General features: G+C 34.4%; 26 protein-coding genes and 1 rRNA gene. 9 read left to right on the top strand and 18 right to left on the bottom strand.

The annotated features are described in order from the left end of the window. The 4 genes from EZ428_RS07195 to EZ428_RS07180 form a co-directional block, all read right to left on the bottom strand. Positions 1-68, bottom strand: a 16S ribosomal RNA gene (locus EZ428_RS07195); the annotation flags it as partial. A 776-nt stretch (positions 69-844) separates the two neighbouring features. Next, positions 845-1,204, bottom strand: a complete 360-nt coding sequence (locus tag EZ428_RS07190) for a CoA-binding protein (RefSeq protein WP_131552409.1) — start codon at positions 1,202-1,204, stop codon at positions 845-847. A gap of 77 nt (positions 1,205-1,281) precedes the next feature. Next, a complete protein-coding gene (locus tag EZ428_RS07185) occupies positions 1,282-1,749 on the bottom strand; it encodes a DinB family protein (RefSeq protein WP_131552408.1) in 468 nt (155 codons plus the stop codon). A 36-nt stretch (positions 1,750-1,785) separates the two neighbouring features. Continuing rightward, the gene (locus EZ428_RS07180; protein WP_131552407.1) at positions 1,786-3,324 is read right to left on the bottom strand and encodes an NAD(P)/FAD-dependent oxidoreductase; all 1,539 of its coding nucleotides are present in this window, start codon (positions 3,322-3,324) and stop codon (positions 1,786-1,788) included. Between the two features lie 206 nt (positions 3,325-3,530). Here EZ428_RS07180 and EZ428_RS07175 point away from each other — a divergent pair, with 206 nt between their 5' ends. From EZ428_RS07175 to EZ428_RS07155, 5 genes are all read left to right on the top strand, one after another. Continuing rightward, complete coding sequence (locus EZ428_RS07175) at positions 3,531-4,118, top strand: LemA family protein (RefSeq protein WP_131552406.1); 588 nt, start codon at positions 3,531-3,533, stop codon at positions 4,116-4,118. Between the two features lie 80 nt (positions 4,119-4,198). Next, positions 4,199-4,642, top strand: coding sequence for a TPM domain-containing protein (locus EZ428_RS07170; protein WP_131552405.1), 444 nt, complete (start codon positions 4,199-4,201; stop codon positions 4,640-4,642). Next, positions 4,629-5,420 carry a TPM domain-containing protein gene (locus EZ428_RS07165; RefSeq protein WP_317126451.1) on the top strand — a complete coding sequence of 264 codons (792 nt, stop codon included), beginning with the start codon at positions 4,629-4,631 and terminating at the stop codon, positions 5,418-5,420. Before EZ428_RS07170 ends, EZ428_RS07165 begins: the two co-directional genes overlap by 14 nt. A 50-nt stretch (positions 5,421-5,470) precedes the next feature. Further along, the gene (locus EZ428_RS07160; protein ID WP_131552403.1) at positions 5,471-5,857 is read left to right on the top strand and encodes a hypothetical protein; all 387 of its coding nucleotides are present in this window, start codon (positions 5,471-5,473) and stop codon (positions 5,855-5,857) included. A gap of 4 nt (positions 5,858-5,861) precedes the next feature. Next, positions 5,862-6,401: an NUDIX hydrolase gene (locus EZ428_RS07155; protein WP_131552402.1), complete on the top strand. Its 540-nt coding sequence runs from the start codon at positions 5,862-5,864 to the stop codon at positions 6,399-6,401. A 1-nt stretch (position 6,402) separates the two neighbouring features. Here the strand turns inward: EZ428_RS07155 and EZ428_RS07150 are convergent, their stop codons facing one another. The 5 genes from EZ428_RS07150 to EZ428_RS07130 form a co-directional block, all read right to left on the bottom strand. Further along, a complete protein-coding gene (locus EZ428_RS07150; RefSeq protein WP_131552401.1) occupies positions 6,403-6,606 on the bottom strand; it encodes a hypothetical protein in 204 nt (67 codons plus the stop codon). Between the two features lie 18 nt (positions 6,607-6,624). Continuing rightward, positions 6,625-6,846 carry a hypothetical protein gene (locus tag EZ428_RS07145; protein ID WP_131552400.1) on the bottom strand — a complete coding sequence of 74 codons (222 nt, stop codon included), beginning with the start codon at positions 6,844-6,846 and terminating at the stop codon, positions 6,625-6,627. A 47-nt stretch (positions 6,847-6,893) separates the two neighbouring features. Next, complete coding sequence (gene dnaA, locus EZ428_RS07140; protein ID WP_131552399.1) at positions 6,894-8,324, bottom strand: chromosomal replication initiator protein DnaA; 1,431 nt, start codon at positions 8,322-8,324, stop codon at positions 6,894-6,896. A 193-nt stretch (positions 8,325-8,517) separates the two neighbouring features. Then, positions 8,518-10,062 (bottom strand): acyl-CoA mutase large subunit family protein, encoded by a 1,545-nt coding sequence (locus EZ428_RS07135; protein WP_131552398.1) that lies wholly within the window; start codon positions 10,060-10,062, stop codon positions 8,518-8,520. Positions 10,063-10,140: 78 nt separating this feature from the next. Beyond that, positions 10,141-10,671 carry a DUF7935 family protein gene (locus EZ428_RS07130; protein ID WP_131552397.1) on the bottom strand — a complete coding sequence of 177 codons (531 nt, stop codon included), beginning with the start codon at positions 10,669-10,671 and terminating at the stop codon, positions 10,141-10,143. 91 nt (positions 10,672-10,762) lie between these two features. Here EZ428_RS07130 and EZ428_RS07125 point away from each other — a divergent pair, with 91 nt between their 5' ends. After that, the gene (locus EZ428_RS07125; protein WP_131552396.1) at positions 10,763-11,116 is read left to right on the top strand and encodes a HesB/IscA family protein; all 354 of its coding nucleotides are present in this window, start codon (positions 10,763-10,765) and stop codon (positions 11,114-11,116) included. A 91-nt stretch (positions 11,117-11,207) separates the two neighbouring features. Then, the gene (locus tag EZ428_RS07120) at positions 11,208-12,437 is read left to right on the top strand and encodes an ABC transporter permease (protein WP_131552395.1); all 1,230 of its coding nucleotides are present in this window, start codon (positions 11,208-11,210) and stop codon (positions 12,435-12,437) included. Positions 12,438-12,476: 39 nt separating this feature from the next. On the opposite strand, the gene EZ428_RS07115 is transcribed toward EZ428_RS07120, so the two are convergent. The 4 genes from EZ428_RS07115 to galE form a co-directional block, all read right to left on the bottom strand. Beyond that, positions 12,477-13,211: a tyrosine-protein phosphatase gene (locus tag EZ428_RS07115; protein WP_131552394.1), complete on the bottom strand. Its 735-nt coding sequence runs from the start codon at positions 13,209-13,211 to the stop codon at positions 12,477-12,479. A 2-nt stretch (positions 13,212-13,213) separates the two neighbouring features. After that, entirely contained in the window at positions 13,214-14,266 is a 1,053-nt protein-coding gene (rfbB, locus tag EZ428_RS07110) for a dTDP-glucose 4,6-dehydratase (protein WP_131552393.1), read from the bottom strand. Position 14,267: 1 nt separating this feature from the next. Further along, positions 14,268-14,834, bottom strand: coding sequence for a hypothetical protein (locus EZ428_RS07105; RefSeq protein WP_131552392.1), 567 nt, complete (start codon positions 14,832-14,834; stop codon positions 14,268-14,270). 73 nt (positions 14,835-14,907) lie between these two features. Beyond that, positions 14,908-15,927: a UDP-glucose 4-epimerase GalE gene (gene galE, locus EZ428_RS07100; RefSeq protein ID WP_131552391.1), complete on the bottom strand. Its 1,020-nt coding sequence runs from the start codon at positions 15,925-15,927 to the stop codon at positions 14,908-14,910. A 138-nt stretch (positions 15,928-16,065) separates the two neighbouring features. Here galE and EZ428_RS07095 point away from each other — a divergent pair, with 138 nt between their 5' ends. Then, a complete protein-coding gene (locus tag EZ428_RS07095) occupies positions 16,066-17,301 on the top strand; it encodes a 3-deoxy-D-manno-octulosonic acid transferase (RefSeq protein ID WP_131552390.1) in 1,236 nt (411 codons plus the stop codon). Here the strand turns inward: EZ428_RS07095 and hemH are convergent. From hemH to EZ428_RS07075, 4 genes are all read right to left on the bottom strand, one after another. Continuing rightward, a complete protein-coding gene (hemH, locus tag EZ428_RS07090; RefSeq protein WP_131552389.1) occupies positions 17,298-18,311 on the bottom strand; it encodes a ferrochelatase in 1,014 nt (337 codons plus the stop codon). The two genes, EZ428_RS07095 and hemH, sit on opposite strands and share 4 nt — an antisense overlap. Before the next feature lie 2 nt (positions 18,312-18,313). Then, positions 18,314-20,686: a TonB-dependent receptor gene (locus EZ428_RS07085; RefSeq protein ID WP_131552388.1), complete on the bottom strand. Its 2,373-nt coding sequence runs from the start codon at positions 20,684-20,686 to the stop codon at positions 18,314-18,316. Between the two features lie 24 nt (positions 20,687-20,710). Further along, entirely contained in the window at positions 20,711-21,562 is an 852-nt protein-coding gene (locus tag EZ428_RS07080) for a 4-hydroxy-3-methylbut-2-enyl diphosphate reductase (protein WP_131552387.1), read from the bottom strand. Positions 21,563-21,690: 128 nt separating this feature from the next. Next, a complete protein-coding gene (locus EZ428_RS07075; RefSeq protein ID WP_131552386.1) occupies positions 21,691-22,200 on the bottom strand; it encodes a phosphoribosyltransferase family protein in 510 nt (169 codons plus the stop codon). Positions 22,201-22,335: 135 nt separating this feature from the next. Between EZ428_RS07075 and EZ428_RS07070 the strand changes: the two genes are divergently transcribed. After that, the gene (locus tag EZ428_RS07070; protein WP_131552385.1) at positions 22,336-23,052 is read left to right on the top strand and encodes a head GIN domain-containing protein; all 717 of its coding nucleotides are present in this window, start codon (positions 22,336-22,338) and stop codon (positions 23,050-23,052) included. A gap of 110 nt (positions 23,053-23,162) precedes the next feature. Here the strand turns inward: EZ428_RS07070 and EZ428_RS07065 are convergent, their stop codons facing one another. Continuing rightward, the gene (locus EZ428_RS07065; protein ID WP_131552384.1) at positions 23,163-23,576 is read right to left on the bottom strand and encodes a hypothetical protein; all 414 of its coding nucleotides are present in this window, start codon (positions 23,574-23,576) and stop codon (positions 23,163-23,165) included. Between the last annotated feature and the right edge of the window lie 2 nt (positions 23,577-23,578).

Genomic DNA, 23,578 nt, shown 5'->3' with positions numbered 1-23,578 from the left:
CCCTCGACTTGCATGTATTAGGCCTGCCGCTAGCGTTCATCCTGAGCCAGGATCAAACTCTCCATTGTAAAATGTTGTAGTTCGAACGCTGACCATTCTTATTCTAACGAATTATTAATAGTCTTTATTCTATTTGTATTATGTTGTCTGATAGTTACAGACTTAAGAAACAGCTCGGTTCAATGTACTTTCAAACCGTACCTGATTGCCTCGCTGCGTTGTATAAATGATATCTCTTTAATGAACTTTTCGACCTTACCTCACGGTGATCTATATATGTTGCAACTTCATGCTGTGTTTTGGCCGGTCTTAATGTTCCGCCCTCTGTTTGGCATTCCGTCGTTTCAATCTTGTCTTATTCGCTTCCCCAACATCCGTTGGCTGGCTCCCGTTTTCTTTGGGACTGCAAAGGTAGGAAACTTTTTCATTCCCGCAAACTTTATTTGAAATAATCCGAAACTTTTTTTAGCCCCGGTTGTTCGCGCAAATGTATTCCCTTATTTCAACCTAACCCAACCAATCACCCTTTATCCTTTCCTTCCGTCGTTACCTCCGTAGCGGGTTGCAAAGGTAGAAAAATATCACACACTTTCAAACGGCAACGAACTTTTATTTGTGTTGAAACAACTAACTGCGTGACGCACAACCATAAAAATTTAAAACTACCCATTCAGGGCATAGAAAACAAAGGGAAAAGATTGTTGTTAGCAATAGTTTTGCTACCTAAATCTGAAATTAACGGAAATACTTTTTACACCTTAATGCCCCCTAAAGTAAGCCATTCACAAAAAGATCGTAATGATTGGCGGGACTTTCTATTATTATATTATGCAGGAATTTGATTCTAATACTGACCTATACTTAATAAAACCAATGTACAAGCTTCAACTGGCTCTATATTATGCAGGTCTAGCATTTTTTCGAAATCAGGGTTTTCTGTACCTGGGTTAAAAATTACTCTTTTTGGCTTGGTTTCTAGTATATAATCGTAATAGTTATTTTGTATATCAGGCCCTATATATAAGGTTATTGTATCTATATCATAATAAGGAGTTCCAGGCTTTTCTATTTTAACACCCGCTACCTCGCCTTGTTTGACCCCAATATTTACAATTGGGTGCCCTTTAGCGGTTAACATATGAGCTGCTCTATAAGCATATCTATCTGTATTTGGGGTTGCACCTATAATTAAAGTCTTTTTCATATATGATTGATTATGCAGATTTGAAGATGATTACACAAATTAATATTCATCAAATGGTTAAAACGATAATTGCCCTTCTAAAATTTTACCAATAAAGCTATTTGACCAGAATGATAGGCGTGATGTTGAATTAATCCATTAATGAGTTGGGCATTATTCACTCCAGATCCCAAAGAAGGATTTCGCTCATCCATTACCTCATTTGACCAGTTAGAAGAATTTAAATCGCTTAAAGTTTCAATTAGCTTTTGATTGGCAGACTTAAATTGATTCAAAATTTCATTCCATCCTGTTTCTGACATGTCGATAGGTATTGGCCAATCCCCATTTGCAGGTTCTTTGGCTACTTGACCGTCTATCCTTTCCAAAACTTCTTCTGTCCAAGAAGTTAGATGCAAAACAAGCTCTGCAATGGAGTGTGCATTAGGTATTGGATGTGTAAAAACCTTTTCTGCATTAGCAGTGACAAGCAAACTCAATGTATTGCCACCGTGCCAGGCATCGCCATTATATGCTTTTTGGAGTTCGTCTACTAAATTTATCATAAATAGGATAATTTATAGTTATAACGTTTAAAATTATTAATTGTTTAAAATGGCATTTGCACAATTAACACCATCTATGGCAGCAGAGACAATTCCTCCTGCGTAACCTGCCCCTTCTGCACAAGGATATAAACCATTTATTTGTGGATGTTGGTAGGTTTCCCTATCTCTAGGAATACGAACTGGCGAAGAAGTTCTACTTTCTACGCCAACCAAAATAGCTTCATTGGTATAATAACCTTTCATCTTTTTGCCGAACAACGGTAATGCTGCTTTTAAGCTTGAGGCTACAAAACTGGGTAAAATATTGTCTAACATTACACTTTTTGTGCCTGGCAAGTAAGAGTTTTTCGGCAAATCCACGGACAATCTGTTTTCTACAAAATCTATCATCCGCTGTGCGGGAGCAACAAGATTACCACCACCAGCTTCAAAAGCTAGCTGTTCTATTTCAGATTGAAAGTTTAGCATTCTTAATGGGTCGTAACCTTGAACATCATCTAAAGTAACCTGAACCACAGTACCAGAATTAGCAAAAGGATTGTTTCTTTTGGAAGGAGACCAACCATTAACTACAATTTCGTCTTGCCCGGTAGCACAAGGAGCTATTATCCCCCCTGGGCACATACAAAAAGAAAACACACCTCTAGTTTTAACCTGCTCTACCATACTGTAATATGCAGGCGGCAAAAACTCACTTCTTATATCGCAATGATATTGTGCGCTATCTATAATTTGTTGTGGATGTTCTATCCTTACACCCAGTGCAAAAGGCTTTGCTTCAATTAATATATTTTTTTGATGAAGTAATTCATAAATATCTCTTGCCGAATGACCAGTTGCTAGGATAACTGAATTTGACAAAAGCTCTTGCTCTTGATTAATGATTACCCCTTTAATCTTTCCACTCTCAATAATAAAATCGGTTAGCTTAGAATCAAAAAGCACCTCACCACCTGCATTTTGAATTGTTTCTCTAATTGCCGTAATAATATGAGGCAATTTATTTGTTCCGATGTGTGGGCGGGCATCAATTAAGATATCTTGGTCAGCACCGTGCTGTACAAAAATTTGTAATACCTTATTGATATCTCCTCGTTTATTAGAACGTGTATATAACTTACCATCAGAATAAGTACCAGCTCCTCCTTCCCCATAACAGTAGTTAGATTCGGTATTTACCAATCCTTGTTTATTAATAGCCGCTAAATCTCTTCTACGCTGTTTAACATCTTTACCTCTTTCTATTACAATTGGCTTTAATCCGTTTTCTATGCATTGTAAAGCGGCAAATAACCCCGCCGGGCCAGCACCCACTATGATTACTGTTTTAGCATCTGTTAATTTCTGATATGTAATTGCAGCGATCTCTTTATTCGGAAACTCATTTATATAGGCTCTTACTTGTAAGCGATAAATTACTTTACGCGAACGAGCATCTATGGAGCGCTTTAAGACTTCGTGATGTTTAATGGTAGAAACATCAACCTTTAAAGCTCTAGAAAGGTTTTGAAGAATGATTTGCTCATTAGCAATATGCTCTGGAGCAATAGTAATTTCGATTTCTTTTTGCATAGTTCATGTCGAGTTTTTATCTCGAATAATACAAAAATACAGTTTTCAATTTACAGTTGACAGTTTTTGACAAGATTTGCGATTAGGCTTTATTTAGTATATTAGTGTAACATTTATGGCAACTTGTCAGTATTTTGTCTTCTTTAGTAACAAGGTATGAATATTGATATCTAAATTGAAATAGAAACCTAAAAAACAAAAATAGAATGAAAAAACCAGTAATCTTTGGAATAATTGGCGTTGTAATTTTAATTGCCCTGTTTAGCGGCTGTAACGGATACAACAAGTTAGTAAAGCTTGATGTTGATGTTCAGACCAAATGGAGCCAAGTAGAGGCACAGTATCAACGTAGAGCAGATTTAATACCTAATTTAGTGAATACCGTTAAAGGAGCCGCTAAATTTGAGCAAGGAACTTTAACTGCAGTGATTGAAGCACGTGCAAGTGCTAGCAAAATTACTATTGACCCTGATAAATTGAATGCTGAAAACATTGAGAAATATCAACAAGCTCAAGGTCAAATCACGCAAGCGTTAGGAAAACTAATGGTGTTGACTGAAAATTACCCTGAATTAAAAGCTACTCAACAATTTAGCGACCTTTCTGCACAACTAGAAGGTACTGAAAACAGAATTACAGTTGCTCGTAAAGATTTTAATGAATCGATACAAGCTTACAATACAACCGTTAGGTCATTCCCTAACAATTTAACTTCAGGCTTATTCGGTTTTGCACCTAAAGCAGGATTTAAAGCAGATGCTGGAGCAGAAAAAGCACCAACTGTAGCATTTTAGTTGTAAAATAACATAATTAGGGTAATGTGTGTTTTAATAACAGAACACATGTTACCCTTTAATTTTATAAAAACATTTATATGCCTTTTTTCACAACAGAAGAACAAGAATTAATAGCCAATGCCATTGCAGATGCCGAAAAAGCAACTTCAGGAGAAATTAGAATAGCTGTTGAAAAAAACTGCCATGGCAGTGCTTTCGAAAGAGCAACCGAGTATTTTGCCGAATTAGGTATGGATAAAACAGCGCAACATAATGGCGTACTTATCTATTTAGCGTATGCCGACCATAAATTTGCTATTATTGGCGATAGAGGAATTGATACAGTTGTACCAGATGATTTTTGGGAAACTACTCAAGTTGCCATGAAAGCTCATTTTTTAAGCGGCAATATCGCTGAAGGAATTATTGCAGGAGTAGCACTTGCTGGCGAGAAACTTGCTTTATTTTTTCCTTATCAAAGTGGTGATGTAAATGAACTGCCAAATGACATTATTTATATGGACCAAGATGAAACCAAATAAAATGAAAAAATTAGCACTCTTACTTTTATTTACTTTTGGTTATTTCCTTGCTTCCGCACAAGAATTTCCGGCAAAACCAAATACACTAGTTAACGATTATACCAATACTTTGAGTGCTGGACAAATACAACAACTAGAACAAAAACTAGTTGCTTTAGATGATTCTACTTCAAATCAGATATCTGTAGTGCTGATAAAAACCGTTGGGGATTATGACATTAACGAGTATGCACTTGAGCTCGGACGCAAATGGGGAATTGGTGGTAAAGGAAAAAACAATGGTGTTATCTTATTAATTGCCATTGGCGACAGAAAAATGTCTATTCAAACTGGCTATGGCCTGGAAGGTGCTTTGCCTGACGTTTATACCAAGAGAATTATAGAAAATGATATCAAACCATTTTTCAAAACTGGCGATTATTTTGCCGGAATTGATGCTGGTACTAACTCGATTATTTCAGTAATTAAGGGCGAATACAAAAATGACAAGCCAAAATCTAAATCAAGAGGTGGTAAAGGAAGTGCAGGCTTTATTGTTATTATCATCATCATTATTATAGCAGTTGTTATTAGAAAAGGTGGTGGCGGTGGCGGAAGTCAAGTTATTGGCGGACGCGGCGTTGCAGAAGCCCTTTTGTTTGGTGCTTTATTAGGGGGAGGGCGTAATTCTGGCGGAAGTGGATTTGGTGGCGGTTTTGGCGGAAGCAGTGGCGGAGGTGGATTTGGCGGATTTGGAGGCGGAAGTTTTGGCGGTGGAGGTAGTAGTGGTAGCTGGTAAAAATGAAATTACAATTTTAGATTGACAATAAGCCATAAATAGTCCTTAGGATGTATAGAAGAGATTTAATTACAGCAGAAATAGAAAAGCTTGCTCAGGTTTTAGCCAGAATAATGGGGTTAAAACTTGAGCTTAAGTTAGATGAAGCAGAATTACTATTTAATGAAACAATGTTGAATAGTTTTTCGCTTTCTAATTCTATACTATACAACAAGGATAATTCTTCCTTTGAACAATGGTTAAATGAAATTGAACTTCCTGCTGAAAAATTAGATTCTTTAAGTGAATTCTTGTATTATCAATTAGGCACTAGTCAAGAACAAAATCAAATTATCGCACCAAAACTGAACCTAATTTACGAACAGTTATCAAACAAGCATAAAATTGTGCATTTGGTTAATATGCATCGTCAAAAAATTATTCAGCAATATTTATAATTACATGGAAATTTTAAAGTGGCAAAAAATTGCTTCAAAATATTTAGTAAAAGAAAAGTGGGCCACTTTAAGGGTTGATACTTGCAAATTACAAAATGGGAGTATTAAGGACGATTATTATGTACTCGAATATCCCAATTGGGCAAACGCGGTTGCATTAACAAAAGAAGGCAAAATAATTCTAGTAAGACAATATCGTTTTGCAGCAGATATAATTTCTTTAGAAGTGCCCGGTGGAGTTATTGATGACGGTGAAGAACCAGAAGCTGGAATAATAAGAGAACTACAAGAAGAAACTGGATATAGTTTCGACAGCTGTAAATTAATTGCTACACTATATCCTAATCCTGCAACATCAACCAACAAGACTTTTACTTACCTATTAAAAGGTGGAATAAAAACCCACGAACAACATTTAGATGAACATGAGATTTTAAATGTTGAAGAATATACAATTGAAGAAGTGAAGCAACTTTTAAAGGATAATAAAATTGATCAGGCTCTTCATGTTGCAGCTTTGTATTATGGGTTGATGTATTTGTAATTTACTCTTCAAACCGCCACATTTCTAGAAACTCATGAAAGTGAATGGTTGTTTTAATATTTTCATCAGATAAGGATTGAACCACAACATCCCATTCGTTTATCTCGATAACCTTTACAACATCACCTTCATTAAATAAGGAGTCCTTAATGTTTTCAACTGTTATTTTAACTAAATCAGCTATCTTAACACTTTGAAAAATCAAAGAATTACTGATAATTCTTTAACTAGGGTTTAATGCCAAATCTTCAATAAGATACTTTCTGTAAAGTGATTTATTTTTACCAGTGGTAGTTACCACAAATTTGTTTTCCTTAAAATCAAACTGTACTAACATTGGAAAGTAAAATGGTGCTGTAAGTTTATCTCCTAAATATATCTTAACACCATCACAGGTTTTAAGGCCAGTGTATAATTTCGAAATATCAATCATATTTTCAGTCATAAAAAAAGGCATCAGTAAACTGATGCCTTTAAAATTTTTATTATAGTTTAACTCATTTTCAGTTTTTTCTGAATATCATTAACATACGCTTTGAATTTTTTATCTGTTTCAATTAAATCTTCAACTGTCTGACAAGCATAAATTACCGTAGAATGGTCTCTACCTCCAAAAAATGCCCCAATTGTTTTTAATGAAGATTTGGTGTGGCTTTTAGACAAATACATTGAAATTTGACGAGCCTGTACAATTTCGCGTTTACGAGTTTGTGATTTAACCATATCAACAGGAACCTCAAAGTATTCGCACACCAATTTCTGGATGTACTCCATTGAAATTTCTTTCGAAGTATTTTTGATAAAGTTCTTCAGCATCTGTTTAGCCAAAGCTAAATCGATATCTTTCTTATTCAATGTAGACTGTGCTAATAAAGAAACCATTGCCCCTTCTAGTTCACGTACATTGTTATCAATATTATGCGCTACGTATTCTACAACATCGCTTGGCAACTCAATGCCATCAGCATACATTTTCTTTTTAAGAATAGCGATACGAACTTCCAAATCTGGCACTTGTAAATCTGCAGACAATCCCCATTTGAAACGACTTAATAATCTTTCTTCTAATCCAGCTAAATCCTTAGGCGCTTTGTCTGAGGTTAAGATAACCTGCTTACCTGATTGATGTAAGTGATTAAAGATGTGGAAGAAAATATCTTGAGTTTTTTCCTTACCTGCAAAGTTATGTACATCATCCATAATGATCACATCCATTGCTTGATAAAAGTTCACAAAATCGTTAATTGTGTTATTCTTTAATGAATCCACAAACTGTTGGCAGAATTTTTCACAAGAAACATAGATAACCAATTTATCAGGCATACTACGTTTAATCTCGTTACCAATAGCTTGTGCCAAATGCGTTTTACCTAAGCCTACCCCACCATAAATCATTAATGGATTAAATGAAGTGCCTCCGGGTTTTGCCGCTACGGCATATCCTGCAGAACGAGCTAATCTATTACAATCTCCCTCAACATAGTTTTCGAAAGTGTAATTCGGATTTAACTGTGGGTCTACAGTTAGTTTTTTCAATCCAGGTATAATAAATGGATTTTTGATATCCTTGTTTATTGATACAGGAATTGGCATTGATTGCATTTTTGCTTCTGCCCCATTTCCGTTAGAGGGCATATTTGTTGTGTAAGGAGAGCCTGTGTTCGACGACTTGTCGACCACGATATTATACTCTAATCTTCCTTCATCTCCCAATTGCTTTTTTACTGTTTTACGAAGCAAGCCCACATAGTGTTCTTCAAGCCATTCATAAAAAAATAAACTAGGCACCTGGATGGTTAAAACCTTTCCCTCTAATTTAAGTGCTGATATCGGTTCGAACCAAGTTTTAAAACTTTGGTTCGGAATGTTATCCTTAATTATTTGGAGACAGTTCTTCCATACTTCGGTACAAGTTTTTTCCATTGTTATTCGTTAATTTGTTGGTTTTCAGTTCTAATAAGGACATTACGGATGTGCCCTTTTGGAACATCGAATATTCAAAAAATTATCAACAAAAAGAACATTTTTTTTAATTAATTTGTAAGTAGTTCAGAAGCAGTATCATAAACTACTTAACCTAAATTTTTTGTGTTGATAACTATTTTTTAACCACAAATTAATATTCTCCAAACACATTTCTCATGGCATCGGCTATTTCACCCAGGGTGGCATATTCTTCCACCGCAATTAAGATAAATGGCATTAGATTATCGTTAGATTTAGCTGCTTCGATTAAGTTCTTTAACGCTAAAGAGACTTTTTCATTATCCCTTTCCGCTTTTAGCTTATTTATTTTTTCTGTTTGGATAATCCTGATGGTTTCATCAATGGTTAGCGTATCTGTAATAGCTTCTGTTTCTTGAGTAAATTTATTAACCCCTACAATAACACGTTCTGCACTTTCTACCTCTTTTTGATATTGATATGCTGAGTTTGCAATTTCTTGTTGAATGTACCCATTTTCAATTGCGTTAACAGAACCACCCATTGCGTCTATCTTATCTATATATATATACGCGGCACCTTCTATCTCATCGGTTAAAGTTTCTATAAAATAAGAACCAGCCAAGGGGTCGACAGTATCTGTTACCCCACTCTCAAATGCAATAACTTGCTGTGTGCGTAGGGCGATTTTTGCCGCAGCCTCAGTTGGCAAAGACAAAGCTTCATCATAACCATTTGTATGCAAAGACTGCGTTCCGCCTAAAACCGCCGCCATTGCTTGGTTAGTAACTCTAATTACATTGTTTAGTGGTTGCTGAGCTGTAAGTGTTGAACCTCCAGTTTGCGTATGAAATCTCAGCATCATTGCTTTTTCATCTGTTGCGCCTAGAGATTTTGTCATATTTGCCCACATCCTTCTGGCTGCTCTAAACTTGGCAATTTCTTCAAAGAAATTATTGTGACAATTGAAAAAGAAAGATAACCGCTTTGCAAAAACATTAATATCTAAACCCATTTCTAATGCAGCGTTTAAATAAGCTTTGCCATTTGCCAAAGTAAAAGCCAACTCTTGTACTGCTGTAGAACCTGCTTCACGAATATGATAACCAGAAATTGAAATTGTATTCCATTTTGGAACTTCTTTACTACAATATTCAAAAATATCAGTAATGATGCGCATTGATGCTTTTGGCGGATAAATATAGGTTCCCCTAGCTGCGTACTCCTTTAGTATATCATTCTGAATAGTACCTGATATTTCTTTTAAATCTGCCCCTTGTTTTTTAGCCAATGCAATATACATTGCTAATAAAATAGAAGCAGTAGCATTAATAGTCATAGAGGTTGTTATTTTCTTTAGCTCTATCCCCTCAAAAAGTATTTCAATATCTTTTAATGAGTCTATCGCCACCCCAACTTTCCCAACCTCTCCATCTGCCATTTCGTGATCAGAATCGTAACCTATTTGTGTTGGCAAATCGAATGCGACGGACAAGCCCATTGTACCTTGAGCTAATAAATAATGATATCGTTTATTAGATTCTTCGGCAGTTGAGAAACCTGCATATTGCCTCATTGTCCACAAACGCCCACGATACATGTCTTTTTGTATCCCCCTGGTAAATGGAAATTCGCCTGGAGTTTCTGTTAAAGATTTAGCAGAGGTATAGATATCCTTTATTTCAATTCCAGATGTTGTAGTAAATTTCTTATCCATGGCTTTTGGTTAACTGGTGAAGTGGTTAGTTGGTTAAAAATACAATTAACCAGTTTAAGCGGTTTAAAGAAATAATCCTTAAAACAATTTATGTATGTCTTTTTTAAGGTGGTCTATTGTTAAATCGTAAGGATTTTCTTCTATCCCACTCATGTGTTGCAAAACCTTTTTGCTGATATCTATACCAGTAGCCGTTTCTGGCAAACCTTGTACCACATTATTAACCATCGCAATGGTATCATCCTTTAATTTACGAACTACATTCCAACTTATCGAATCAACATAAAGCTGCTGAGTGATGTTGTGTTGATATTCCGACTTGATATCATTTAATATAATTGCTTGTAATTCTTTAACACCAATACCTTGTTGATGTAATCTCACTAAAAGATTTGCAGGATTAATTCGTTCTGTAAAAATAATTAACCGTTCATAGGCTTGCAAACGAAGTGGGAAAAGTGAGCTTCGGCTATCCTTATTCGCTTCTAAAGTTTTAAATCTGAAATAATTCTGAATATCGTTCTTTAATAAAAAATAAGCAGCAGCAACTGTGATTATTCCGCCAAATGCGAAAATGGCAACTTGGGTGAAGAAGTATGTGATGTTCATTCTATTTTGTTTGAATACCGTAATATTAATAAGTGCAACGAACAAAAATGTACATTAATATTTATATTTGTGGGTACTAATTTTAAAAAATATGAGTAACACAGTAGAAACTACTTTTGCACCTGTATCATTTACAGAAACTGCGGTTAAGGAACTTTTGAAACTTAAAGACCAACAAGAAATAGCTGATGATTTTGGATTAAGAGTTGGAGTTGAAGGTGGTGGCTGCTCTGGAATGAGCTATGTTTTAGGTTTCGACCAAAAGAAGGATGGCGACCAAGAATTTATTGTTGATGGAATTAAGATATTTATGCATAAAGCACATCAAATGTATTTATTAGGAATGCAGGTTGATTGGCAAGATGGTTTAAACTCAAGGGGATTTACTTTTAGTAATCCGAATGCCGCTAGTTCTTGTGGTTGCGGAACTAGCTTTTCAGTTTAAGCAGATTATATTTGTAACATTTTAACAGGTCTCGTTGTCTTAACAGCGGGACTTTTTATTTTTACTCCTAACTAGTATTTATTTCCATCAAATGACTTATACCGAAAACGTAAGACTTGCACTACAGTCTATTAAAAGTAATCGCCTTCGCACCATTCTTACTGCGTTAATTATTGCGATTGGCTTGTCTGCCTTGGTTGGGATTTTAACGACTATTGATGCTATAAAGACAAGTATGACCGAGGCTTTTTCCAGTATGGGAGCTAACTCTTTTAATATCAGAAATAGAGGAAGTGGTATAAGAATTGGAAATGGAAAAAGACCAAAGCCATTTAAATCAATTCGTTACGAAGATGCAATGAAATTTAAAGAACGATTAAATGCACCTGCTAATGTTTCGGTAAGTGTATTTGCCAGTGGGGGTTCGACGGTAAAGTATCAGCAAGAAAAAACAAATCCTAACATTAATGTACAAGGTATTGACGAAAATGGATTAGGCTCACAAGGATTAAATCTTTCTTTAGGAAGAAATTTCACAAATTCTGAAGCTACTTTAGGCAACAACATTTGTATCATTGGAAGTGAAATTGCAAAAACAGTATTCAAAAAAGAAACCCCATTAGATAAAGTAATTAATGTAGGCAATAATAAGTTTAAAGTTATTGGTGTTCTTGCCGAAAAAGGTTCGGGTATGGGGTCTAATACGGATAGAGCAGTGTATGTACCTCTCTACAAAGCTAAGCTGATTAATTCCAATTCCAATCCATCTTATACAATCACTGTTAATGTGCCAAGTAAAGAATTAATGGATAATGTTATTGGCGAGGCAACCTCAGAATTTAGAAATATAAGGAAGGTTAAAATTGGTCAACCAAATAACTTTGAGATAACCAAAAGTGATTCTGTTGCAGAAACTTTAGATGAAAATTTAAAATATGTGGTAATTGGTGGAATTGCTATTGGCGCTATAACCCTTTTAGGAGCATCTATTGCATTAATGAATATTATGCTTGTTTCTGTAACTGAGCGAACACGTGAAATTGGGATTAGAAAAGCCATTGGGGCAAATCCATCTGTAATTAGAAAACAATTTTTAATTGAAGCTATTGTAATTTGTTTGCTCGGAGGATTTTTTGGAATTCTCTTAGGGGTCGGGATTGGAAATTTAATTTCCCTATCTATGGGAGGCGCTTTTTTAATGCCGTGGGCATTTATCATGATAGGCTTTGCCCTTTGCGTTGGCATTGGAATACTTTCTGGTTATTACCCTGCTAAAAAGGCATCGAAGCTAGATCCTGTTGAAGCATTGAGATACGAATAACTCCGTTTTTTATCTGCAGTTGACAGTTTAAATGAAAACTTACAGCAATAAGTTATTTATTTGAGGCTGTGCAAGTAAATTTTGCAGCCTTTCTGAATTTAAGGATTCTTTTAAAGCATCTGCATGGCGAAGATGGTGCATATCGGTACCAATAAAATTTACACAATAATTATCTAACAATTCTTCTGCTGTTGATTTGCTATGTTTACCATAATATCCTGTTAAGGAAATGGTATTTAACTGTAGTAGACAACCAGTTTCTCTAATTTGTTGATGACTTTCGATCGAGTTATAATAGTAAGGATATCTTTCTGGGTGCGCTAAAACAGGCTGATAACCCGCATCTTGAATTTTGGCAATAATTTCAAATAAATTATGAGGAGCATTGATATAAGACAGTTCAAAGAGAAGGTAATTGTCTCCAAAGGTTAAAACTTCTTTTTTTTGTATTTTACTCTCAAAAGTTTCATCTAAATAGTATTCTGCTGCTGCATGAACTTCCAAATCTATATCATTTTGTAATAACCCTTCTCGCAATACATCTAATGCTTTATTAATTGTTGAAGGCGTATTACGGAAATAATCGGCCATGATATGTGGCGTAGCAATTAATTTCCTGAAACCTAACGCTTTAAATCTTTTGGCAAGTAGTATCGAATCATCAATGTTCTTCGCTCCATCATCAATTCCTGGCAAAATATGCGAATGCATATCTGTCCCAACGACTGAAAAATCAAATTCTGGTTCTTTTTTCTTTTTAAACCAACCGAACAAAATTACCTCCCTTTATATTGATTATCATAGTAAGCCTGGTAATTACCTGAAGTTACATTATTTAACCACTCCTCATTTTGTAAATACCAGTCAACTGTTTTTGCCAATCCTTCCTCAAACTGTAAACTTGGTACCCAGTCTAATTCCTTTTGAAGTTTGATTGAGTCTATTGCATATCTTAGATCGTGCCCGGCCCTATCAGTTACAAATGTGATTAATTTAGCAGACTCTCCTTCCGTTCTCCCTAGTCTTTGATCCATAATGCTACATAACAAACGTATTAAATCTATGTTTTTCCATTCATTATGTCCACCAATATTATAGGTTTGTCCAGTTTTAGCTTGATGAAAAATTACATCAATCGCTCTTGCATGATCTTCTACCCAAAGCCAATCTCTAACATTTTCGCCCTTACCGTAAACAGGAACAGGTTTATTATTTTTTATGTTATTTATCGCTAGTGGAATTAATTTTTCAGGGAAATGATGTGACCCATAATTATTAGAACAATTAGATATAACAACATCTAACCCATAGGTATCATGATAGGCACGTACAAAATGATCAGAACTGGCCTTTGATGCAGAATATGGGCTATGAGGATCATAAGCTGTAGATTCTGTAAACATTCCAGTTTCACCTAATGCGCCGTAAACCTCATCTGTAGAAACATGATAAAAACGTTTTGTTGCATAATTACCTTTCCAAAACTCTCTAGCAGCATTTAAAAGATTAACGGTGCCTATCACATTAGTCATTACAAACGCTGTTGGATCTACAATGGAACGATCTACATGAGATTCTGCCGCCAAATGAATTACAGCATCAAAATATTCTGTTTTAAAAAGATTGTTAATTTCTGTTGCATCGGTAATGTCGGCTTTTACAAATCTGTAATTGGCTTTATTCTCTACATCAGTAAGGTTTGCTAAGTTGCCAGCATAAGTAAGTGCATCTAAATTAACTATTTCATATTGCGGGTAGTTATTTACAAACCTACGCACAACGTGCGAGCCTATAAAGCCTGCGCCACCTGTAATTAAAATCTTTTTCATTTTATAATTCTTCTGGCAAGCCTAACTCTTTAGCCATTTTTGCCATATTTCCAGTATATATTTTATCTATTAAGTTGCTCATTTCTTCATTCAAATCAAATTGCAAATCTTCGTGCAACTTTTCAAACTTACGTAAGGTTATTAAAGTAGATTTTATAAAAAACTTTGCAAAAAGCTCATCGTAGTTTTTATAAGATGAAAAAAGACCTGATTTAAACTCGGTTAATGTATTGTTATATAAGAATAATCTCAAATCTACATCTTCAAAACCGGCCTTGGTTACCCTAAAATTATGATTAACCGCTTTAGCCAATTTACGTAAATTAGCTAAAACATCTTTAGGGTTCACACTTTTTGCAGACTTAAAATTTTGCTGATTGTGCGAAATAAGTTCTTTAATGTTGCTTACCCTATCTCTTAGGTTACTCTCATCTTCCAATAATAAAAAATGCAAATGTTCTGTGAGCACCTTATCCTTTGCCACCAAGCGAAGCAAGAGTTTATCTTTCTCTTTTGGAGGCAAGGCTAAAATCTCGACTTTTAAGTCTTTGTGCTCGCTTAGTTTCATATATACTCTTTTAATGATGAGAACTATGATGAGCAACTATTAAAGAATAGTTTAGTTGCTCATGATGATTTATCTAGAAAGGATTAGCTTTCAAATATTTTTCCCAATTCCATGCTGAGCTCATCATTTCTTCAATACCAAGCTCAGTTTTCCAGTTCAGCGCTTCATTAGATTTGGTTACATCCCCATAAGTTTGTTCAACATCACCTTCTCTTCTAGCTCCAATTACATAATTTAATTTCTCACCGGTTGATTTTTCAAAAGCATTGATAATTTCTAATACAGAACTACCTTTTCCCGTTCCAATGTTATAGACTTCGTAATTATCATTGCTTTGCGTCTCTAGCTTTTTAATTGCAGCTACATGGGCTTTTGCTAAATCTACTACATGAATATAATCTCTAATCGCCGAGCCGTCTGGTGTATTATAATTATTCCCAAAAACAGTTATTGCGCCTCTTTTCCCTATAGCAGATTGTGTAATAAAAGGAATTAGATTTTGTGGCACCCCAATAGGTAGCTCGCCGATTAAGGCAGATTTATGTGCGCCAACTGGATTAAAATATCGCAATGCGATTACCCTTAAATCTGGTGTTACGGCACAAGTTTCCTGCAAAATCTCTTCTGCAATCTGTTTGGTATTGCCATAAGGTGATTCTGCTTTTTTTACTGCCGCAGATTCTGTTACAGGCAATGTATCTGGCTGGCCATAAACAGTACAAGAAGAAGAAAAAACTAATTTAATTTTACTATTAAAAGCAGTGATAATATTAATTAATGAATAAAAATTATTGCGATAATATTTTAAAGGTTGCTGTACAGATTCGCCAACAGCCTTGAATGCTGCAAAATGAATTATGCCATCAATATCTTTATGTTGATTAGCAAATGCGTTAACTGCTTTTTCATCACATAAATCTAATTCTGCAAACTCAGGCCTTTTCCCTGATATTTTTTCAATTTGGTCTAAAATTTTAGGGTTAGAATTTGAAAAGTCATCTACCACTACAACTTCGTAGCCAGCATTAAAAAGTTCTACAACAGTATGAGAGCCAATGTATCCTGCACCTCCAGTAACTAATATTTTCGCCATTATCTTTTAATTAAAAATTGATATCATTTTATAGTCAATAAACCTTGTACTAACTTACACCTTCAATCTTTATATAATTTTCGGAGGTTTTAAATTTATTGATTTATCTTGCGACGAAGATAAGAAATAAGACGCAAAATGCTTTGGATTTATAACATCGGAATTGTAATGTATGGCTTACTACTAAAGCTTGCAGCTCTTTTTAACGAAAAAGCGAAGCTTTTTGTAAACGGACGGAAAAATATCTTTGAAAACATTGCCAAAAAAGTGAATGCTAAAGACAGACCAATTTGGTTTCACTTTGCGTCTTTAGGAGAATTTGAGCAAGGCAGGCCAGTTTTAGAAAGATTAAAATCAGAAAATCATTCTCAAAAAATAGTAGTCACCTTTTTTTCTCCTTCTGGTTATGAAATTAGAAAGAATTACGCTTTGGCAGATGTTTTCTATCTACCACTAGACACTGCTTCTAATGCAAACCAATTTATTGAATTGATAAATCCTAAATCTGCCATATTTACGAAATACGAATTTTGGTTTCATTATTTTAAGGAATTGGATAAAAGGCAGATTCCTCTTTACTTAATTTCTGGAATTTTTAGGCCAAATCAATCTTTCTTTAAATGGTATGGCGGTTTTTATCGAAATATCTTAAAATATGTCACTCACTTTTTTGTGCAAAATGAAGAAAGCATTTCTTTATTGAAAGGTATTGGAATAAATGAGGTGAGTTTAGCAGGAGATACCCGTTTCGATAGAGTTTATGAAAATGCTCAGCAACCTAAAAAACTAGACCTAATTGAAAGTTTCTGTGGCACTTCTAACGTTTTCATAGCTGGTAGTACTTGGCCAGAAGACGAAAAACTATTGATTTTATTAACTAAGAAATATCTAGATTGGAAGTTTATTATTGCACCACATGAAATTGGTGCATCGCATATCACAGAAATTGAAGGTTTGTTTCCAGAAGCAAATAAGTTTTCAGTGCACAGTGCTCAGATTTCATCAATTCCATCTCAAATCTCAAATCTCACATCTCGAATCTTAATCATCGATAATATCGGAATGCTTTCTTCACTTTATCAATATGCAAAAGTGTCTTACATTGGTGGTGGATTTGGGGTTGGAATACACAATACTTTAGAAGCCGCAGCATTTGGCTTACCGGTAATTTTTGGCCCCAAGTATGACAAATTTCAAGAAGCAAAAGATTTGATAGCGATTGGAGCTGCTAGAAGTATTTCTACACTTGACCAATTAATTGCTGCTTTTGAAGATTTTAGATCAAATGAAAAGGCATCCGCTGATGCAAAAAACTACGTAAAAGAGAAAAAAGGAGCTACAGAAATGATTATTGAAACCTTAAATAAAAATTAAGCCTTAACCATTTCCTCTAAAGCTTCAATAAATTTAGGATGATCGTTTAAACTTTCTACTAACTGCACATGTTCTCCGCCCAAAGTCTTAAACTCTTCATGATATTCTACGGTAATTTCATATAAAGTTTCTAGGCAATCTGCCACAAACGCAGGGCTAAAAACTAACAAACGTTTCTTTCCTTCGGCAGCCAATTTCTTTAATACATCTGTTGTGTAAGGTTGTACCCAAGGCTCTTTACCCAAACGAGATTGGAAGCACACCGTGTAATTTTCTTTAGAGATACCTAATTCTTTTGCCAATAATCTAGCTGTATCATGGCCTTGTGCAGAATAGCAGAATTTATTGGTATCGCTTAAGGTTTCACAACAATCTGAACTTTTTAAACAAAAACTTCCTGTATGATCGCATTTAAGTAATTGCCTTTCTGGCAACCCGTGAAAACTAAACAATACATGATCATAACTTTCTGGCTGATGCTTTCTAGCATTTTCGGCAAAAACCTCAATCATTTGTTTATTATCATGGAAAGAATTAATGAAAGAAATAGGCGGAACTGTTTGCCATTTACTAACCAATTCCATCACCAATTGCATAACAGAGCCAGAACTTGCCGATGCATATTGAGGAAACATTGGTATAACCTTAATGCTTTCTACTAAACCAGCCTTTAAGTTAGCCAAAGCGCTTTCAATAGATGGGCTTTGGTATCGCATAGCTAATTCTACATGGTAATCATCACCTAGTTTTTCTTGTAATAATTTAGCTTGAATTTTACTGTAATGCAAAAGTGGAGAACCATTTTCATTCCAAATTTCTTTATATAATTTTGATGTTTTAGGACTTCTAAAAGGAACTATAATTCCCTTTACCAACAAAGTTCTGTTGAATTTAGGAATATCAATAACTCTTTCGTCCATCAAAAACTGATCAAGATATTTGCGAACAGATGGAACTTCTGGACTATCTGGTGTACCTAAATTAACTAATAAAACTCCCTTCTTTCCCATAATTATAATTCGAATATTACACCAATAGTTGGCAATATGTTACCGCTAGTATTTGTAAGCAATTTGGTTTTAAAACGAGTTGCATCACCTGGCGCATCTTGTGCATTTCCATTTGCATCTCTATCTAGTACTAATTGCGATTGTGTTTCGTATTTGTTGTAAGTTAAATTTTGAATGTCCAAATATACGTTAAGGTTAAATTTCTTAAAAGGATACTTTTTGTCTACCCTAACATCTAATTGATAAAATCCCTTTAATCTACTGTCATTCAGTCTATCATAATCTTGCACACCTTGTGGAAATATAGAATAATTACTTTTTAATGAGGAATAAGCAATATCATAAGGTGTATAAGGACTGCCTCCGCCTAAGCGAAATTTAGCACCAACCTCCCAGTTTTTAGGTAAAATCTTTCCTGCTGTCATGCTTAAGATGTAGCGATTATTCCAACTTGACTGTACATATTCACCCAACTTATCCTTAAACTCACTGCGGAATAACGTTAAAGCAAAAATTCCATAAAAACCTTTATTTAAACGTTGCTGTGCAAAAAACTCTAAACCATAACTTCTTCCATCAGTCTCTCCAATTACTGGCTTATTCCCTACAACACCAAAATCAGCTCCTAAATTTGCCAATGGAATTACATCGCCAAAAACTTTAACCATTGGGTAACGGCTATAATTTTTAAAGAATCCCTCAATCGTAAACTTTGTGTTTTTTAAAGTATTGTATTCTAATCCAGCTACAACTTGAGCAGATTGTATATAATTCACATTTTGATTAAGCAATGGACCGCCTGTGTTATTCCTAAAACCTAAAACTGTATATGCGGGTAACTGATAATAGATGCCAGTATTAAAATTAAAGCTAACTTTCTCATTAAAATTATAAGAGGCTGAAAATCTTGGCGACAATGTTTTTAATGGATTTTCTCCCTTCGAACTAAAGTTATTTCCATCCAACCTCAATCCAAAAGAAAGATTTAATTTATCTGCCAAATATGGTGCACTAACTTGTGCAAAGGCTCCATATTTAATAAAATTGATAGCAGAAATATAGCCTTCAGTTCCACCTGGTAAAACTTGCAAACTATTGGTCGTATAATCTGCCGTCTCCATACCCACACCAAAGTTTATTTTATATTTCCCTTCACGAGATGAATTTTCAACCCTCAACTTGTTCTCTGTTTCAGTAGATTGATAATTTAAAGTTTCTATCTTACTCTCATCGTTGTCTTGAAATTTATATGCCTTGTTATTTAAATAATTCCTACTTAAAACAATTGTAGAAAAACCTTTTTCTCTATAGTTTTTATATACAGCTCCAATGGTATAGTTACTTTGCTTATTCTCTGGAAAATTAGCAATAGTATAGAGGTTATTTTCTGTTTTTTCTGTATTGAAATTCAATACAGCTTTGTCTAAAGCACCTAAGCCTAAAATAGTTAATTCATTTTTAGTGTCGAATTTTGTTTTAACCTTAAATTGAAAATCTTGATAAGAAGGCAGAAATGGCAGTCCTAACAATTTGAAAAGTCCCTGCAAGTAAGACAAACGATAAGATGCCATATAGGTTGTCTTTTTGCCGATTGGCCCTTCTACTACAGTTGCAAAATCACTTGACCCGATAGTTAAAGATGCCCCCATTTTATCAGGATTACCATCTCGCTGATTAAATTCAAATACAGAACTTAAAGCATTTCCCCTTGCCGCAGGAAAAGCTCCAGAATAAAAATCTACTTCTTTTATAAAATCTACATTGATTAATCCAACTGGCCCGCCAGATGAACCTTGTGTAGTGAAGTGATTAATATTTGGGATTTCGACACCATCAATATAAAATCTGTTTTCATTTGGTGCACCACCGCGAATAATGATATCATTCCTGAAACTTACAGGAGCAGAAACACCTGGTAAGGATTGGATAACTTTTGAAATATCCCTATTACCACCAGGATTTCGTTTTATCTCGGTAGAGCCAATTGTTCTAAGTGAAAGTGGAGTTTCTATAGGCTTAATAAATTTTGCCCTTTGAACAACAACTTCGTTTAATTGACTTACTTCTGTTTCTAAAGCAATATCTAATACAGTTGATTTTGCATTACTAACAGCAATATCAAAAACAGATTTAGATTTATAACCAATAAAATTGATTTGTAAATTGTAAACTCCAGGCAATAACCCTGATAGGCTATAATTCCCTAAGCTATCTGTTAAGGCATTATTTACTTTGCCTTGTATGGAAATAGTAGCACCAAAAATAGGCTGATTGGTAAAAGCATCTGTAATTTTACCTTTAATAATGGCATTTTGGGCGAGAACTGAAAAAGTAGAAAATATGAATAGGAGAACTAAAATAAATTTAATCTTCATTAAGGGATGGTTTTTTTCAGCTATTTACGAAAGATTCTCTAATGCAGTTTTTACTTTTTCCATTAACCACATTGGTGTAGAAGTTGCCCCGCAAATACCAACTTTATCATGATTAGCAAACCAAGATTTGTCTAGCTCTTCAACATTTGAGATAAAATAAGAATTAGGATTATACTTTTTACACACATCATAAAGTACTTTTCCGTTAGATGATTTTTTACCTGAAACAAAGATGATTTTATCGTAATCGGCCACAAAATTTTCTAATTCTTCATAACGATTAGAAACTTGTCTGCAAATGGTATCATTAGCTTTTAAGTCAAATCCCCTCTTTAATAATTCATCCTTAATTTGATAGAATTTATCGGTGCTTTTTGTGGTTTGGCTATACAAAGTGATTTTGTTTGGTAATTCCATTTCATCAAGCTCTGCTAAATCTTGAAAAACAATTGCCTTTCCATTGGTTTGACCTTGTAATCCTATCACCTCTGCATGCCCATGTTTACCGAAAATTAGAATTTGTTCCTCATCATCATGAGAGTTTTTTATTCTATTTTGTAGTTTCAAAACAACCGGGCAAGAAGCATCAATCATCGTTAAATTATTCTTCAAGGCCAACTCGTAAGTTGATGGGGCTTCACCATGTGCCCTAATTAATACCTTTTCGTCTTTTAACTGATGTAATTGGTCATGGTCTATAATTCGAAGACCTTTAGCTTTTAAACGTTCTACCTCTTCGTCATTGTGCACAATATCTCCCAAACAATATAAATATTCTTCATTGTCAAGTATATCTTCTGCCATATCTATTGCATACACAACACCAAAGCAAAAGCCCGAAGATTTATCTATTGTTACGTTTAAATCGTATCCCATCGTTTTTCTTAAAAATACAATTACAAAAATACGTAAAATGCTATTGAGATTTTAATAAATAGCATTTATTGACAGCAATGTTATTGATTCAAACTCTATGAGTAAAATTTGACTGAAAAGCATTAAGTTTAACTCAGGTAAACCCTATCTTCCTCTCCTTCTACATCCATCACCACATCAACATGCTCTTTTAAAATTGTCGCCAATTCTAAACCTACAAAATCTGTTGCTATTGGGAAAATCTTATGACTTCTATCAACTAAAACAACAGTTCTAATTTTTTTATGTGGTGTATTTAAGAAAACACCTAAACCATAGGCCAAAGTTTTTCCGCTATTTAAAACATCATCTACCAGAATGATAACTTTATTTTTCCATTCACTTTCACCCAAATCTGTTTTAGCAACCAGCTTACTGTTTTGCTTTTCTAAGTCTACACGAAGTAAAGTTACCTTAAAAGTTGCTATAGATTCCAAAACTGTTTTTAATCTTATGGCCAGTTTATAACCACGATCCCAAATCCCAGCCAAAACAATTTCTTTTTCAGTCAAGTTATCTTCCAGAATTTGATAAGCTATTCTGTTGATCTTCTGTTCAATTTGCTTTTTATCTAAAATAAGTACTTGATTTTCTGGCATAGTCTAAGGCAATTATCGCTATGCAAAAGAACGATTTTAAGCCTCAAAAACAAACACAAAAAAATATTTTCATTTTTTTGCAACGTTTTGTGTTGTTCATGTGTCTAATAACTATAACCCTAAAGCAAAAATTGTATGAAATTTATTAATGTACTTAAATCTAGCGCTCTTACTTTATCGATAATTATAGCTGGAAATGGTATTGCAAATGCACAAAACAGCAAAAATGTTGCTGTAAAAAACTTTAATGGCATTACTGTTAGCAGTGGAATTGATTTGTATTTAACACAAGGAACTACTGAAACTTTAACTATTAAAGGTGATGACGATCTGATTAAAGATGTTATTGTAGAACAGACAGGCACAGATGTGAAGATAAAATATAAAGATGGCGTTAACTGGAGCAGATTATTTAAAAATCAAAGCATTAAAGTATATGTAAATTATAAATCTTTAAAAGAATTAACTGCAAGTGGTGGTAGCGATGTTTTTACTCAAAATACTTTAAAAACCGACTTGCTAAACTTAAAGGCTAGTGGTGGCTCTGATTTGAAATTAACTTTAACTGTAAAAGACCTAACCCTAAGCATTAGTGGTGGTAGTGATGCAGAATTAAAAGGAAATGGCGAAAACATGAATGCAGCTGCAAGTGGTGGTAGCGATATCGAGGCTTTTGGATATATGGTTAATTATGCAAAAGTTAATGTTAGTGGTGGCAGCGATGCCAATATATATGTAAATAAAGGATTAGAAGCCGGTGCTAGTGGTGGCAGCGATGTTAATTATAAAGGTAATGCGGCATTAAAGAAGACTACTTCTTCAAAGAGTGGTGATATTAGTCGCGTTAACTAGACTTCTTTTAGTTTAGTTTTAAGTTTCGGAAAGCCAGTGTTGTGGATGCAATACTGGCTTTCATTTTTTCTTGAATAATTGCTGATGATCGATGGATCATTAACTAATTCTTACTTCTCCTTAGGATAAGGATAGTAAATAAAGTTTGCTCCTTCTGGCACAATCACAAAAACGCACATGTAATTTTCTGGTTTTTTGTAAGTCTTTAAAAACTGTTCTTTCTTATCAGGATGAATAATTCCCTTTTGTATAAACTCTTCTAATGTTGAAGCCTGGATAGTCCAATCGGTATTTAAATCGGACCTGTTTAAAATAATTTCGCCGATGCTTACTTCGTGTTGGTGTGCAATGAAAATCGGATTTAATGAAATTCCTTCCATCATTATTTCTACAGCTACTTCTTTTATCGAATCAGCATAGAATGTTAAATCTTTCTCCAAACTAACCAGTGGACTTTTCTTTTCCTTTTTTGGTGCACCATTTTCATCTGAGCTTAAATTGCCCAATAACTCTTCACTCTCCATAT

Origin of the sequence: Pedobacter frigiditerrae (genome assembly GCF_004331645.1) — a bacterium.
GTDB lineage: Bacteria > Bacteroidota > Bacteroidia > Sphingobacteriales > Sphingobacteriaceae > Pedobacter > Pedobacter frigiditerrae.
Note: the sequence above shows the minus strand (reverse complement) of the source record. Positions and strands in the feature narration are given on the sequence as shown.